We start from the raw sequence: 14,556 nt of genomic DNA on the forward strand, positions 1-14,556 counted from the left end.
TCCGTTCAGTCGGCGCTTTCAGCATTTCGGTGATAACAATGTTTAAACTGTTCCGTACCTTGTGCCTGCTACTCGGCTTTTGGATCGCCACCCTGCTGCTCAGCGGCGCCGGGGTTTCTTTTACTCACGGCTACGCCGCGCCGAAAAACCTGTCGCATTTCGTCGTCTCGCTGGTGGTGGTCGGCGCAATGCTGCTGTGGACCCATAAATTGCTGCGGTTCTTTTTTGCCGAGAAATTTGAGAAGAAGCCGCGCTAAGCCGTGTTCTCATTTTGGCTGTCGCCCGCAATGGTAAAACCGGCATCGCGAATTGCCGCCTTCACCTGCCTGGCGTCCATCACCGCCGTTTTCACATAGCCAAAGAAGGCTACCCGTGCGCCGGGCAAACGGATTGGCGTCGCCAGTTGGGCACTGAGCTCACGATTGCGCTGCGCCATCAGCTCGGCGCGCGCCTGCCAAAACGCGGCGGGATCGGTTGGGGTTTCAGTCGCGGTTTCGAACAGCGACGCCAATTCGCTCAGCGCCTCCCACTCCGCCAACAGGGCGGCAACCACTTCAGGATTAGCCACCTGCCCCCAGTCAGAGGGTAAAGCGCCCTCACGCCACGCCTCAAGATAGGCGGGCAACACCCTCTTCAACTGGCTCAACCGATCGTTCAACACAGGTTTCCTTTTATAACGCTTAATGCCTTGATATTCCCCATAATGCCACTCTCATTTAACCGGTGATGGGAGCAATGACCGGAGCTTATCAGCGCCATAAATGACGTAATGACTTTTGGTGCGGCTAAATTAGCGATATGTGCGGGTGAGGAGTGCGGAGCTGAGGTGTTACGACTGGAAAGAGAAACCAAAGTTTTATTGGCGCTTTAAGTGGAATTCCCTTATAAATCAATCACACAAAAAAAGACCGAATACGATTCCTATATTCGGTCTAGGGAAATGGCTCTTGGGAGAGAGCCGTGCGCTAAAAGTTGGCATTTAATGCAGGGCTTGTTCAGCCGTGCACTTTAAGAGTAGCCTACCGCGCCAGTTTTGCCAGCCGCCCGGCGGCCGCGTGATAGTTTCGTGACGAAATAACTATGCGGCAAATGCGCATCAATCCGCGCGCGCTGGGCAAGGCGTTGGCAAACAAGCGGTTAGTCAGCGCACAGCTTCTCGGCGCGTTCGATAAACGGCGCCAGGCTCATTTTTTTCCCCGGTTCGGCAGGGTCGTCCAGCAGGAGCACCTCCAGCGGCTGCGCGCGCTGATGGCCCTTCTTCACCTGCTGCTCCGCTGCGTCGTTGAGCGGGTATTGCATCAGGGTGCTGTTATTCAGCACGAACAGCGCGCCGCCGCTGCGGCACTGCAGCGTCACTTCTTCCTTGGTGAACGCCCACTGTTTGCCGTATTCCAGTTTGGTGATGTTCACCAGTTTGTCTGCCGCCAGCGCGCCGGTCGCGGTTGCCAGCAGCGTAATGCCGAGTAATACCGATTTCATGTGTTGGCCTTAAGGTTGCTATTCACGTCGATTTTCCCGCAGCTTGCCCGGTTGCGGCAAGCCGAAATGTCAAACCGGCGCATAGGTTGCAAATAAACTGACCAGCAGCAGCACCGCCACCCCCAGCCCGACTTCGAGCCAGCAAGCCAGCACCACGCCGCGCTGCGCCAGCGCCGGCACGCGGCTCATCGCCGGCACGATGGCGTAGCGATTGGCCAGCGCCACCATCACCATCAGCGCCACCAGCGCGGTTTTAATCAGCAGCAGGCGCTGATAAGGCGAACCGAGGTTGAGCGGCCAACCGCCGAGAATGATCAGGCTGTTGACGATACCGGTGACGATCACCGCCGCCACCGCCAGGTGCCCCCAGCGCGAAAAACGGATCAGCGTGGTGATGGCGTCGCTGCGCCACTGCGGCGGCTGCAGATAGCGCAGGCAAACCAGCAGCGGCGCCAGGCAGCCGAACCAGTAGCCGGCGGCCAGCAGGTGCACTGCGTGGTTGGCGCGGTGCAGCGCGCCCAGCGCGCCTTCGTGCATCGCCGCGTGGCCGATAAACGCCAGGCTCACCAGCAGCAGTACCGAACACAGCGCCAACGCCTGCGCACGCGGCCGTTCCGGCAGCAGCAGGCTCAGGATCGCCAGCAGCGACAGGCCCAGATGCCAGCGCCACACTTCGCCGAAGGTGGTGCCGAGCACCGCCCACCAGACCTCCAGCCGCCAGGCGTCTTCCCAACCGTCGCCCATTTGCCCAGCCTGAATGGCCAGCAGCGCCACGGCGGAAAGCCCGGCAATCCAGGTGCCGGCAAGCAGCAGCGGGCGCACATCGCGGGAGAGGATCGGGGAGAGGCGCTGCGGTGACAGTAAGGCGGTGAACAGACTGATGCCGAACATCAGCATCACCGCCGCAAAGTGCACCAAGCGACACAGAACGAACAGGGTCGCCAGACTCACGATCAGTTTACGGTGAAGCTGTACTGGCCTTTGGTTTTATGCCCGTCGACCGAAACCACATGCCAGCTGACGTTGTATTTGCCCGCGCTCAACTCACCTTCGATCGGCACATTGACCTGGGTGTTGTTGTTCGGATCGAGCTGCAGTTTGCCGGTTTTCACCACGGCGTTGTCCGGGCCGGTGATTTTCACGCCGCTGAAGTTCGGTTCGATGCCTTCGGAGAAGCTGAGGGTCAGCGCCTTCGGCGCCGGGCTGACGCTGGCGTCGGCCTTCGGCGTTTCCACTTTCAGGTGGGCGTGCGCCAGCGCTTGCTGCGAAGACAGGCCGACGAACAGGACGAAAACGGTGGAAAGCAGGCGACAAGAGGAACGAATTTTACCGATCACAGTGGTATCCCTTAACAGTAAAAGAGGGTCATAAGGGTTAAGGCCACAGCCAAGGCGATGTATCAGCGGCCCCAACCCACCGCAAATGATTGCGCCACGGGTAAACAGAAAAACGGGTTGTATCGGCTAACCCGCTGTTTTGACTCTACCATCCCTGTAGCGTATCGCGGTAAATCATAACGACCGCGCTGCGGCAAGTCGAGCGCATCACTGGCATTTTGCGATCCGGCAGCACGTATCGCCGCATAACCGCGATAAACGCAGGGTAAAAAAAACCGCGCGTCAGGCTCGCCCGCGCGCGGTTTTCCGATATTCTGGTGCGAATTAAGCCTGGCCGTTGCCGCCCTGGCCCATCGCGCCCATTTTCTTCAGATCTTTGTCGATGAAGAACAGGCCTTTGCCGCTGGTGCCCACCAGCGCCAGCTTATCCAGCACGGATTTGAACAGTTTCTCTTCTTCGTGCTGCTCCGCCACGTACCACTGCAGGAAGTTGAAGGTGGAATAATCGTGTGCGGTCATGGCGGCGTGCGCCAGTTCGTTGATCTGACGGGTGATCAGCTGTTCGTGTTCGTAGGTCTGCTGGAACACGTCCGCCAGCGATTCGAACGCCACCGGCGGCGCGGCGATGCTGCCCAGCAGCGGCAAAGAGCCGGTGTCGCTCAGGTAGTCGAACAGGCGTTGCATATGCTGCATCTCTTCCTGAGAGTGCTCTTTAAGAAATGCGGCGGCGCCTTCAAAGCCTTTATCGCTGCACCATGCGCTCATTTGCAGGTACAGGTTCGCGGAGTAGAACTCCAGATTCAGTTGCTCATTCAGCTTTTGAGTCATTTCTTGCGTCAGCATAATGATTCCTTTTATTTTGCAGGTCATGAATTTAATTTCCGCGCATTATGCCCTGCTGCCGTAAAAATAAAAACACCTTATTTACACCCGATCAATATTAATTATTTATTTACTTAAAATCAAACACATAAAATCATATAGAAATTCACGCTAATTATTATGATAATTATTCCCATCTTTTATTTTAATCAAAAAGCGAATCATTCTTATTTAAAAGAATAAATAGATTGCATTACTCTTTGGAAAATATCGTCCGCCGCGGCGGCGCTACGGGCTTGCCAAGCGTCGCCGGGTGGATTACCTTCTGCGCAGGTTCAATACGGCAAAGTAAGTAAGGAGCATAGCGTGGGTTACAATCTGGCCGAGCTGTCCAAAGAAGAGATGGACAGGGTGAACGTGGATCTCGCCGCCTCTGGCGTGGCGTACAAAGAGCGCTACAACATGCCGGTGATCCCGGAAGTGGTGGAGCGCGAACAGCCGGAACCACTGCGCGACTATTTTCGCGAGCGTGTGGCGCACTACCGCGCGGAATCCCACAAGTTTTCGCGCCTGCCGTACGAGCCGAAGGCCAAATAACAAAACCCGCCGTTACGGCGGGTTTTTTGCGTCACTTGCCGGCGAACCGGTCGGTGGCGATCATCAGCTGGTGCAAGATGCCCGGCTCGTCATACGAATGCCCCGCCCCTTCCACTATATGCAATTCCGCTTCCGGCCAGGCCTTGGCCAGATCCCAGGCGTTCTGCACCTGGCAGGCCATATCATAGCGGCCGTGGACGATCACCGCCGGGATATGGCGGATCAGCGGCACGTTGCGCAGCAGCTGGTCATCGCTCTCCAGGAAGCCCAGATGGGTGAAATAGTGGTTTTCAATGCGGGCGAACGCCAGCGCGAAATCATCCTCGCCGAACGAAGCGGATTCGCGGCTCGGCAACAGCGTGACCGTCTCCCCTTCCCACACGCTCCACAGCTTGGCCGCTTCGAGTTGCACCTGCGGATCGGCCGAGGTCAGCCGCTGCCGGTAGGCGGCGATCACGTCTTTACGTTCTTCATCCGACAGAATGGACAGCACGCGCTCCCATTTGTCCGGGAAGAAGCGTGACGCGCCGTCCTGATAATACCAATGCAGCTCCTGCTTGCGCAGGGTGAAGATGCCGCGCAGCACCATTTCACTGACGCGCTCCGGGTGAGTCTGCGCATAGGCGAGCGCCAGCGTCGATCCCCAGGAACCGCCAAACACCAGCCATTGATCGACGCCGGCCATTTCGCGCAGCCGCTCGATATCGGCCACCAAATGCCAGGTGGTGTTGTTGTCCAGGCTGGCGTGCGGACGGGAGCGGCCACAGCCGCGCTGATCGAACAGCAGCACCTTGTAGCGTTCGGGATCGAACAACTGGCGATGATGCGGGGAGATGCCGCCGCCCGGCCCGCCGTGAATGAAGACCGCCGGCTTACCGTTCGGGTTGCCGCTCAGCTCCCAGTAGATCCGGTGGCCATCCCCAGTGTCCAGCCAACCGCTGTCGTATGCCGCTAACGGCGGGTACAAACCTCGTAATTGTTCCATGGCGCTTTCCGTCTCTCTGTGAGTCATGCTTTCATCAAAGCGGAAGCCGCCCGGCAGGTCAACGGTAAAACCCGAAAACTAGAACGCGCACCGAGAACTCGGCGCGCGTTTGCTCAAAATCGCAACGACCTGCCGGCAAAATGCCCACAGGCGCGATCGGTTGAGGGGCGCATTCGCCCCCCGGTAACTCAGTTAGCCACCTTTGCGCATATGCGGCTCGCGCATCTCCTGCGCGGTTTTCGCCTCGATGCTCAGTTCCGCCGTCGGGCGCAGCAGCAGGCGCGCCAGCCCGATAGGTTCGCCGGTTTCCCGGCAGTAGCCGTACTCGCCGTTCTGCAACCTTGCCAGCGCCGCATCGATTTTCGGCAGCAGGCGGCTTTCGCGATCCAACTGGCGGAACAGCAGGCGCAGATCCTCTTCGCGCGCCGCCTTGTCGGCTTCATCGCCCGTCGCTTCGCCGCCGTCGATCTCTTTTTTCAGCTCATCGATGTGCAGCAGCAGCTTTTGCCGCTCATCTTGCAGCAGCTGGCGGAAAAACGCCCGTTGAACCGAGTTCATATAATCAGAATCCGGCATGGCCAGCAGTTGCTGCGCATCCGGTAACGTCATGACTGTCATTGCGCTCTCCCAACACCAAAAGTGTAACATTATAACATAATATTTATTTTTAACACCCGGTCATCCAAAAACAAAATTTCATGCACAAACAGCCGGTTAACCTAAACCTGCACTTTGCCGCTTGCATCCTCTTGGCTTTAGGCGGTTAATGGCTGAGCAAGCCACCCAATCATAGGTAACGAGAGGCCATCATGAGTAAGGGAATGGATAGCAAAAAGAATGCGAAGAAGAAGCCGTTGAAAACCCCAGCTGAGAAACGTGCGGAGAAACGCGCCAAAAAAGCGCATCCGTCTGGTGAGTAAGCGCCCTTCCATCCGTCATTAAACCCGCCAAGGCGGGTTTTTTATTGCCTACAACCTGGGTGCGGTTGGCACGGCCGCCTGCGGCGGTTAAGCTGAGGCCTGACGGCAACGCGGAGGAAAACATGACGTTACGCGTAATAGATACCGAGACCTGTGGGCTGGACGGCGGCGTGGTGGAAGTGGCCTCCCTCGATCTGCTCGACGGCCAATTGACCAACCCGATGAGCGATCTGGTCAGCCCGGATCGCCCCATCAGCCTCGACGCGATGGCGATTCATCACATCACCGAACAGATGGTGGAAGGCAAACCGCGTATTGCGGTGGCGATCGGCCGCTATCAGGGCAGCCCCTACTATGTGGCGCACAACGCCGCTTTCGATCGCGGCGTGCTGCCGGAGATGAACGGCGCCTGGATCTGCACGCTCAAGCTGGCGCGCACGCTGTATCCGGACATCAAGTACGGCAACCAATATCTGCGCTACGCGCTGAACCTGGACGTGCAGCTGCCGGCAGACGCCACGCTGTACCCGCACCGCGCGCTGTATGACTGCTACGTCACCGCCGCGCTGCTGCAACGCATCATCAAGGATTCGGGCTGGACGCCGGAGCAAATGGTGCAGATCACCGAACAACCGGTGCTGCTGAAGAAGTTCAAATTCGGCAAGTATCGCGGGCAGGAGATCGATCGCATCGCCCAGGAAGATCCTGGCTATCTGCGCTGGATGCTGAAATCCATCGACGATCTGAGCCCGGACATGAAACACACGCTGAAATACTATCTGATTGGCTAACACGGCGGGCGGCGCAGGCCGCCCGCCGAATGCCGTTACTCCGCCAGCGCCAGAATGAAGGCATACTCCAGCGCAATATCCTCATAGGCCTTGAAGCGCCCGGACTTGCCGCCGTGGCCGGCATCCATGTCGGTATACAGCAGCAGCTGCCGATCGTCGGTTTTCAGCTCGCGCAGCTTGGCCACCCACTTGGCCGGCTCCCAATACTGCACCTGCGAATCGTGCAGGCCGGTGGTCACCAGCAGATGCGGGTATTCCTGCGCCTTCACCTGATCGTACGGGCTGTACTGCTTGATGTAGTCGTAATAGGCCTGCTCGTTCGGGTTGCCCCACTCGTCGTATTCGCCGGTGGTCAGCGGGATCGACTCATCCAGCATGGTGGTCACCACGTCGACGAACGGCACCTGCGCCACCACGCCGTGGAACAGCTGAGGCGCCTGGTTGATCACCGCGCCCATCAGCAGGCCGCCGGCGCTGCCGCCCATGGCGAACACCCGCTTGCCGTCGCCGTACCCCTGGGCGACCAGCGTTTCGGTCACGTCGATAAAATCGTTGAAGGTGTTCTGCTTGTTGAACAGCTTGCCGTCTTCATACCACAGCTGCCCCAGCTCGCCGCCGCCGCGAATGTGCGCCAGCGCGAACACGAAACCACGATCGAGCAGGCTCAGGCGGCTGGCGCTGAACGCCGGATCCATGCTGCTGCCGTAGGAGCCGTAGCCGTACACCATCAGCGGGTTGGCGCCGCGCTGAAAGCTGTCCTGGCGATACACCAGCGAGACCGGCACCTCGACGCCGTCGCGCGCCTTCACCCAGACTCGCTCGCTGTGGTAGTTTTCCGGCGTGAAGTTCTTCACTTCCTGCTGTTTGAGCATCGTCCGCTCGCCGCTGTCCATATTCAGCTCGTACAGCGTGGTCGGGGTGGTCATCGACGAATAGCCGTAGCGCAGCAGCGCGGTTTCCGGATCCGGGTTGTACGCCAGCCAGGTGGTGTAAGTCGGATCGTCGAAGGCGATGCGCTTCTCTTCGCCAGTCTGCCAGTGGATCTGGCGCAGCAGCGTCAGGCCGGCGCTGCGCTCCTCCACCACCAGCCAGTCGCGGAACAGGCTGAAGCCCTCCAGCATCACATCGGCGCGCGGGGCGATCAGCGTCTGCCACTGCGCTTCGTCCGCCTGCTCGCTCTGGTACAGGCCGAAGTTCTTGCCGTCCTTGTTGGAGCGGATGTAGAAATGCTGGTGATAGTGATCGATGGCGTATTCGTGATCCTTGCGGCGCGGCACGAACAGCTGCGGCTTGGCGTCCGCACGGTCGGCGTCCAGCAGCAGGATCTCCGAGGTGGTGGTGCTGCTCAGGTGGATCAGGATAAAGCGCTCGGAGGTGGTTTTCTCCAGCCCGACGTAAAAGGTATCGTCCAGCTCTTCGTAAATCAGCTCGTCCTGCTGCGGATCGCTGCCCACCACGTGACGATAAACCTGATACGGCAACAGCGTCTTGGCGTGCTTGCGCACGTAGTACACCGTCGAGGAGTCGTTGGCCCACTCGAAGCTGCCGGAGGTGTTCTCCAGCACTTCGTCCGCCCAACTGCCGTCGGCAAGGTTCTTGAAGCGAATGTCATACTGGCGGCGCGACAGGAAATCCTCCGCCACCCCCAGCCGCTGGTTGTCGGGGCTGACGTCCAGCCCGCCCAGGGTGTAAAACTCGTGATTCTCGGCGCGCTGGTTGCCGTCGATAAGCACCTCCCAGCGCTCGCTCTCGGCCTGCGGCTGGCGCACGGAAATCGCGTATTCATTGCCCGGCTCATAGCGCGTCTGATAGCGATAGCCGTGGCGCACGTAAGGCACCGAATGTTCCTGCTGCGGAATGCGCGCCACCATCTCTTCGTACAGGGTTTCGCGCAGCGCCTGCTGCGGCTTCAGCATCGCATCGGTGTAGGCGTTCTCCGCCTGCAGGTAGTCCAGCACCTGGCGGTCTGCGCGCTTGTCGTCGCGCAGCCAGTAATAGTCATCCACGCGCGTGTCGCCGTGGATGGTGATGGGATAAGGGCGTTTTTCCGCTTTCGGTGGGGTCATCATTGCTAAATCATCCGCTTACATAGATTGCGGCAAGAGTGACACGATTCCCCCCGGCTTGCCAAGCGGCGCTACGCCAGCTCGCGCTTTTTCTCGTTGACGTCGCTCTCGATGCCCTGCTTGACGTCCGCCGGGATCTTCAGCGCCTGCGCCAGCGCGTCGAGGTAGCCGCGCTCCATAAAGTGATCGACGTCGATCACCAGGCAGCTCAAATAGTAAACCTCCAGCGCCTCGTCTTCGTTTTGCACGCTGCGGGCGATCAATTCCGGGTTGAGCGGCTGCTCGATCGCTTCTTGCACCCAGCCCTGCGCCTCTTCCCCCACCTGCAGCTGCGCCAGGCTGTGATCGATGGCGCGCTGCTCGTCGGCATCGATATGGCCGTCGCTCTTGGCGGCGAACACCAGCGCCTGCACCAGGCGTTTGGCGCGCAGATCCACCGGCGTGGTTTGCAGGCCGAACTGCGGTTCGTCCTGATGGGTCTCTTTCACCCGCTGCTTATACTTGTTCCACAGCACTGCGCCCACGGCCGCGCTGCCGCCGATGATCAGCGCATTCTTGCCGAACTTGCCCACCAGCTTGCGCGAGGACTTGTTGGCCAACAGCACGCCGACCAGGCCGCCCAGCGCCGTCGGCGCCAGCAGCTTGCCGATGCCTTCTGCCCCGCCCATCGCGCCGGCCTTCTGCCCGATCAACGTTTGAATCTGCTGCATCCAGTTACTTTTCATCATCTGCCCCTTGCGTGAAAAAGCGCGGCGCGCAGGCGCGGCCGAGCCGACGGTAAACCGCCAGATTAAGGGATCTTTTGTCAATTTACGTCTGGGGGATGCAAACCTGTGTTTAGCGGGCCGGGCGGCCCGCCTGGGTAAGCTGCGGCGTTACGCTTCTTCGTCGCCCGCTTCGTCGTCCTGCTCGTACTCCGCCAGCTCGTCGCGCATCGCCTGGATGGCGTCGCGGGTCATCAGCGCCAGCGTGCGGTAAAAACCGGTGGTGGCGTGGGCTTCCACTTTGCCGAGGAAGCGGCCGCACCACGGCAGCAGGAACTCGTCGAACAGGGCGATCTGCGCCTGCGCTTCATCTTCCTGCGACTGATCTTCCAGCCAGGACGCCGCCAGCAGCAACTGGCCGAAATGATCGGCCGGCGCCTCCGCCAGCGGCATGCCACGCTGCTGCAGGAAGGTGCGCACGTCCGCTTCACTGGCGCCTTCGACGTAGTCGGAGCGGAACGGCGACACGCTGCACTCGCTGCCGACGAACATCGCGTTAAAATCTGTCGCCAGCTGGTTGACGTCGCAGCCCTGCTGCAGGCGCTTCAACAGATCATCCTGCTCCAGCGGCCAGTGCTGCTGCAGCTTGCCCTCTTTGATCAGCGCGAACAGCGGCACCAACAGCGGATCCTGCGGCTGGCGGTAGAACAGCGTACCCAGCACGCGGCAGACAATGGAAAACTCATTCATGATAATGCCTTATACAATACGGAAAATTTTGCCGGGACGATGTCACAAATCGGCCAATTCCGCAATCGCCGGCTTGCCGCGCCGCTCGAGAAAGTCCAGCAACCGGCGCGGGCTGACGTTGAGAATACGTGCCTGCGGGAAGCCCACCTCACCGATAATGCGCTCGCAGTGCTCAAAGTTACCCAGCGAAAAGGCGACGTGCGAATCCGAGCCCAGCGCCAGCCAGCCGCCGGCATCGCGCACCGCGGCGGCGATCGCCCGGCAGTTGGCCTCGCTGCCCTTGCGGGAGTGGGTGAACGACGAGTTATTCAGCTCCAGCGCCACCTCGTATTTGGCCGCCGCCGCCGCAACGGCGGGAATGTCGATCGGGTAGCGCGGGTTGCCGGGGTGGCTGATGATATGCACGTCCCCCTGCGCCATCGCGGCGATCATCGCTTCAGTATTGGACGCTTTATCCTGCGGCGCAAACACCGGCTCATGGAAACCGGCGATGATTACGTCGGTGGCGGTCAACATCGGGCCGGTGCAGTCGATGTCGCCCTGCAGGTTTTTGATGTTGGCTTCGATGCCGCGCAAGATGCCCACGCCGTTCACCAGGCGCGGCCACACGTGCATGTTCATAAAGTGCCAGTAGTGCGGCGCATCGGCCATGTCCGGGCCGTGATCGGTGATGGCGAACAGCTTGATGCCCTTCAGCTGGGCTTCGGCGATGTAATCGTGCAGCGTGCTGTAAGCGTGGGTGCTGGCGACGGTGTGCATATGCAAATCAACGGGGTACATTGTTTCTCCTTCCAGAGGGCCGCCCGCAAAGGCACGGGCAGGCGCGATGACGATAACAGCTTATCAGCTACCGAACGGCGGCAGAAGGATCAGTACCCCCGTTGCCTGTCGACCACGCCGGCCGGGGCATGCCCCGCCTCCAGCGCGCGGATGTTGGCGGCGATCTGATCCATCGCCTGCTGCGGCAACGTGATGGCAGCAATATGCGGGGTAATGGTGACACGCGGATGACGCCAGAACGGGTGATCCTGCGGCAGCGGCTCGCGGGCGAACACGTCCAGCGTGGCGGCGGCCAGCTGCCCCTGCTCCAGCGCCGCCAGCAGATCGGCTTCCACCAGGTGCGCGCCGCGCGCGATGTTGATGAGATAGGCGCCCGAACTCAGCTGCGCGAACAGCTCGCGGTTGAGGATGCCGACGGTCTCCGGCGTATTGGGCAGCAGGTTGATCAGCAATTTGACGCCGTCGAGGAAGGCAGCGCGCTGCGCCTCTCCGGCGAAGCTTTGCACGCCATCGATCTGTTTGGCGCTGCGGCTCCAGCAGCGCACGCTGAAGCCAAACTCGGTCAGCTTGTGCGCCACGCTCTGCCCCAGCACGCCGGCGCCGAGGATGCCGATGGTGAAATCATCCAGCGAGTGCGGATCGAGCGGCTGCCACTCCTGCCGCTGCTGCAGCGCCTGATACTCGTCGAAACGGCGGAAATAGCGCAGCACATAGCTCAGCGCGTATTCCTGCATCTGCTGCGCCATGCCGGTATCCTCCAGCCGCAGCAGCGGCACGCCGGCAGGCAGCGTGCCGGGGTGTTTGCGCTCCTGATCGAGGATCGCGTCGACGCCGGCGCCGAGGGCGAACACCGCTTTCAGATCGCGGCGGTTGGCCAGCATCTCATGCGGCGGGCGCCACACCAGCGCGTAATCGGCCGGCCGCTCGTCGCCGCGCTGCCACTCGCGGATCTCGGCCTGCGGCAGGCGTTGCTTGATGCCGGCCAGCCATTCCTGGGCGTTAAACAAGGGATGATAATAAATGATGTTCATACTGCGGGCTCCCGTTTGTTTTTATTGGTTTACCTCCAGCCTTCCGCGATTCGCCGCCGGATGCAAGCGTTAAAGCCCAAAATAAAAACAGCCCCGACCAGTGGGGCTGTTGTGCATGTTAGCCAATCAGGCGGCAGTTGGGCCGTCGCGCCGGATAAGGCGCCGCAGCAGCGGAATGAGAATCAGCATCGCCACGCCGACGCCCGTCGCCCCCCAGCCCAGCGCGCTGAAGATTTCGCTGTAGCCGGGGTTGGTCTGCAGCGGCGTGCTGCCACTGTTTTCCGGCATCAGGCCGGAGACGTAGCCCGCCAGCACCGAGGCGACGCCGGTCACCATCATCCAGCAGCCCATCATCACGCCCTGATAGCGCGGAGGCGCCAACTTGCCGATCATGGCGTAACCGATCGGCGAGATCATCAATTCACCGACACTTTGCAGCACATAGCTGATGACGATCCATTTAAACGCCACCAGCCCATCGCCGCCCGCCATGCTGATGCCCAGCGGCAGCACCAGCATGCCGAGCCCGATACAGAACAGCGATCCGGAGAACTGCAGCGGAATGTCAATGTTGCAACCGCGAGCGCGCAAGCGGTTGAACCACCAGGCCAGCAGCGGGCCGCCCACCACGATCACCAGCGTGTTGATGTTCTGGATCCACTGCGGCGCCACCTGAATGCCGTAAACGTTCAGGTTGATGTTGTGCTCGGAGAACAGCATCAGCCCCATCGGCGCCAGCTGGTACAGCGCCCAGAACACCAGCGAGCCCAGCGCCAGGATCAGATAGGCCGCCATTCTGCGGCGCTCATCGCGCGGATGGTGGCGCAGCGTCACCACGCACAGCATCAGGAAGATCAGCGCGCCGAGCACGATCACGAAGTGGCCGCTGAACTCGGCGTGGGTCAGCATCACACGGATGATCGGCACCAGCGCCACCAGTACCGCCAGCCCGACCAGCATGCGCCAACGGTATTGGCTGCGGCTGGCTTCGCGCAGCGGCGTATTGAGATCCGCCAGAATGCGCCAGCGGCAGACGGCGACGACGATCGCCGCGGCGTTGCCCAGCGTGGCGAACAGGAACAGCGCGCGGTAGTTTTCCGTCAGTTGGAAATAACCGGCGACGGTAAAGCCGACGAAGAACCCGAGGTTCATACCGGCGTAGTTCCACAGGAACGCCGATTCGCGCCGATCATCGTCCGGCTTGAAACGCTGGGTGAGCATCATATTGATGCAGGTAACGTTGAGGCCGCTGCCGGTCAGGAACATCGCCAGCCCCCAGTACAGCCCCCACACGCCCGCGACGGCAATCAGCGCGCAGCCGATCACCTGCAGCACCATGCCGAGCACGAACAGATTACGGTTACTGAGGAATCGGCCGCCGAGGTAACCGCCGAACATGTGCAGGCCATAGTTGAAGGCGCCGAACACGCCCATCATGGCGTTGGCGCTGCTTTCGTTGAAACCCAATCGCTTGGTGGCGTACAGCACCAGCGTGGAGTAGAGCACGGCGAAGCCTAGCGTGGCGAAGATTTGGATGAAGAACAGCGCCCCCGCACCGGGGGGAATGGCATGGCGCGCTTGCGGCGCCGGTATGGCATCTGAAGGAGTCACAACGAACCTCTACTGCATTATTATGTAATGAGTCTGTCCCTGTCTGCGATATCGCCGGCCTGTCACCCGGCAATCTGCGCGGCGACGTGATGTTCCTTGCCAAAAACGCCGCGCCGACATGATTCCATTTAGCGACACATCTGACTAATAATCCAGTATTAATGCATATAACAGCAAACAACCCAACCTCAATGGCGATATATTGAGCTATCTGTGCAGAAAAAGGTCAAGCGATCGTCTTTCATGGATTCTTACCACTGCCTGCCCTGCCCGCTGGCGGCCGCGAGTGGGAATATCGTTCGGTAAATCAGCAAATTGCTGCAAGTTTGGCTAAACAGTCATGAGAATGAAATAAGAGGGTTGACGCTGAGATCAGATTCTCCTACATTAGCGCCCGTCGACAGCGCAAAGCGTTTTCGACAACAAAACGGTGAGGTGTCTGAGTGGCTGAAGGAGCACGCCTGGAAAGTGTGTATACGCGAAAGTGTATCGAGGGTTCGAACCCCTCTCTCACCGCCAAATTCAAAGAGAAAGCTTGGATTCGCGTCCAGGCTTTTTTATTTGCATGATGCACCGCCGAGAGGGGCGAGAAGCCTCGACAGGGTTCGACAAAACGCCTGCGTTTTGGACCGCCAACGGCGGCCCGCAGGGTGAGCGCAGCGAATCAACCCCTCTCTCACCGC

At 60.1% G+C, this 14,556-nt stretch carries 16 protein-coding genes and 1 tRNA gene; 4 read left to right on the forward strand and 13 right to left on the reverse strand.

Features of this window, described 5'->3' with window-relative positions; translation table 11 throughout:
* Positions 1–38 precede the first annotated feature (38 nt).
* On the forward strand, positions 39–257 hold the full coding sequence (locus tag ACJ8IN_RS20065) for a hypothetical protein (protein WP_033638114.1): 219 nt from the start codon (positions 39–41) through the stop codon (positions 255–257).
* Here ACJ8IN_RS20065 and ACJ8IN_RS20070 read toward each other — a convergent pair.
* From ACJ8IN_RS20070 to ftnA, 5 genes are all read right to left on the reverse strand, one after another.
* On the reverse strand, positions 254–658 hold the full coding sequence (locus ACJ8IN_RS20070; protein WP_047568029.1) for a hypothetical protein: 405 nt from the start codon (positions 656–658) through the stop codon (positions 254–256). The genes ACJ8IN_RS20065 and ACJ8IN_RS20070 overlap by 4 nt on opposite strands.
* Before the next feature lie 479 nt (positions 659–1,137).
* A complete protein-coding gene (locus ACJ8IN_RS20075; RefSeq protein WP_025302452.1) occupies positions 1,138–1,479 on the reverse strand; it encodes a YebY family protein in 342 nt (113 codons plus the stop codon).
* Positions 1,480–1,548: 69 nt separating this feature from the next.
* Positions 1,549–2,430 (reverse strand): copper homeostasis membrane protein CopD, encoded by an 882-nt coding sequence (copD, locus tag ACJ8IN_RS20080; protein ID WP_047568032.1) that lies wholly within the window; start codon positions 2,428–2,430, stop codon positions 1,549–1,551.
* A 2-nt stretch (positions 2,431–2,432) separates the two neighbouring features.
* The gene (gene yobA / locus ACJ8IN_RS20085; protein ID WP_004940886.1) at positions 2,433–2,816 is read right to left on the reverse strand and encodes a CopC domain-containing protein YobA; all 384 of its coding nucleotides are present in this window, start codon (positions 2,814–2,816) and stop codon (positions 2,433–2,435) included.
* A 324-nt stretch (positions 2,817–3,140) separates the two neighbouring features.
* Positions 3,141–3,659 carry a non-heme ferritin gene (gene ftnA / locus ACJ8IN_RS20090; protein ID WP_025302449.1) on the reverse strand — a complete coding sequence of 173 codons (519 nt, stop codon included), beginning with the start codon at positions 3,657–3,659 and terminating at the stop codon, positions 3,141–3,143.
* Positions 3,660–4,004: 345 nt separating this feature from the next.
* On the opposite strand from ftnA, the gene ACJ8IN_RS20095 reads away from it, so the two are divergent.
* Positions 4,005–4,235, forward strand: coding sequence for a DNA polymerase III subunit theta (locus tag ACJ8IN_RS20095; RefSeq protein WP_033642715.1), 231 nt, complete (start codon positions 4,005–4,007; stop codon positions 4,233–4,235).
* Positions 4,236–4,266: 31 nt separating this feature from the next.
* Here ACJ8IN_RS20095 and pip read toward each other — a convergent pair whose 3' ends face one another.
* On the reverse strand, positions 4,267–5,220 hold the full coding sequence (gene pip / locus ACJ8IN_RS20100) for a prolyl aminopeptidase (protein ID WP_033646426.1): 954 nt from the start codon (positions 5,218–5,220) through the stop codon (positions 4,267–4,269).
* Between the two features lie 192 nt (positions 5,221–5,412).
* The gene (dksA, locus tag ACJ8IN_RS20105) at positions 5,413–5,838 is read right to left on the reverse strand and encodes an RNA polymerase-binding protein DksA (RefSeq protein ID WP_033653830.1); all 426 of its coding nucleotides are present in this window, start codon (positions 5,836–5,838) and stop codon (positions 5,413–5,415) included.
* 424 nt (positions 5,839–6,262) lie between these two features.
* Between dksA and exoX the strand changes: the two genes are divergently transcribed.
* Complete coding sequence (exoX, locus tag ACJ8IN_RS20110; RefSeq protein WP_004928833.1) at positions 6,263–6,931, forward strand: exodeoxyribonuclease X; 669 nt, start codon at positions 6,263–6,265, stop codon at positions 6,929–6,931.
* Positions 6,932–6,966: 35 nt separating this feature from the next.
* Here exoX and ACJ8IN_RS20115 read toward each other — a convergent pair whose 3' ends face one another.
* The 6 genes from ACJ8IN_RS20115 to ACJ8IN_RS20140 form a co-directional block, all read right to left on the reverse strand.
* Entirely contained in the window at positions 6,967–9,000 is a 2,034-nt protein-coding gene (locus tag ACJ8IN_RS20115; RefSeq protein ID WP_308325660.1) for a S9 family peptidase, read from the reverse strand.
* A gap of 68 nt (positions 9,001–9,068) precedes the next feature.
* Positions 9,069–9,722, reverse strand: coding sequence for a tellurite resistance TerB family protein (locus ACJ8IN_RS20120; RefSeq protein ID WP_033638740.1), 654 nt, complete (start codon positions 9,720–9,722; stop codon positions 9,069–9,071).
* A 150-nt stretch (positions 9,723–9,872) separates the two neighbouring features.
* Positions 9,873–10,451: a TorD/DmsD family molecular chaperone gene (locus ACJ8IN_RS20125; RefSeq protein ID WP_033646428.1), complete on the reverse strand. Its 579-nt coding sequence runs from the start codon at positions 10,449–10,451 to the stop codon at positions 9,873–9,875.
* Between the two features lie 42 nt (positions 10,452–10,493).
* A complete protein-coding gene (locus tag ACJ8IN_RS20130) occupies positions 10,494–11,231 on the reverse strand; it encodes a phosphatase (protein WP_308325659.1) in 738 nt (245 codons plus the stop codon).
* Positions 11,232–11,320: 89 nt separating this feature from the next.
* Positions 11,321–12,262 carry a glyoxylate/hydroxypyruvate reductase GhrA gene (gene ghrA / locus ACJ8IN_RS20135; protein ID WP_049211640.1) on the reverse strand — a complete coding sequence of 314 codons (942 nt, stop codon included), beginning with the start codon at positions 12,260–12,262 and terminating at the stop codon, positions 11,321–11,323.
* 126 nt (positions 12,263–12,388) lie between these two features.
* Positions 12,389–13,855: a peptide MFS transporter gene (locus ACJ8IN_RS20140; RefSeq protein WP_308326146.1), complete on the reverse strand. Its 1,467-nt coding sequence runs from the start codon at positions 13,853–13,855 to the stop codon at positions 12,389–12,391.
* Positions 13,856–14,302: 447 nt separating this feature from the next.
* Between ACJ8IN_RS20140 and ACJ8IN_RS20145 the strand changes: the two genes are divergently transcribed.
* A tRNA-Ser gene (locus ACJ8IN_RS20145) sits at positions 14,303–14,392 on the forward strand.
* The last annotated feature ends 164 nt before the right edge of the window (positions 14,393–14,556 follow it).

The sequence above is a fragment of the Serratia sp. CY31944 genome, assembly GCF_052169175.1.
GTDB lineage: Bacteria > Pseudomonadota > Gammaproteobacteria > Enterobacterales > Enterobacteriaceae > Serratia > Serratia sarumanii.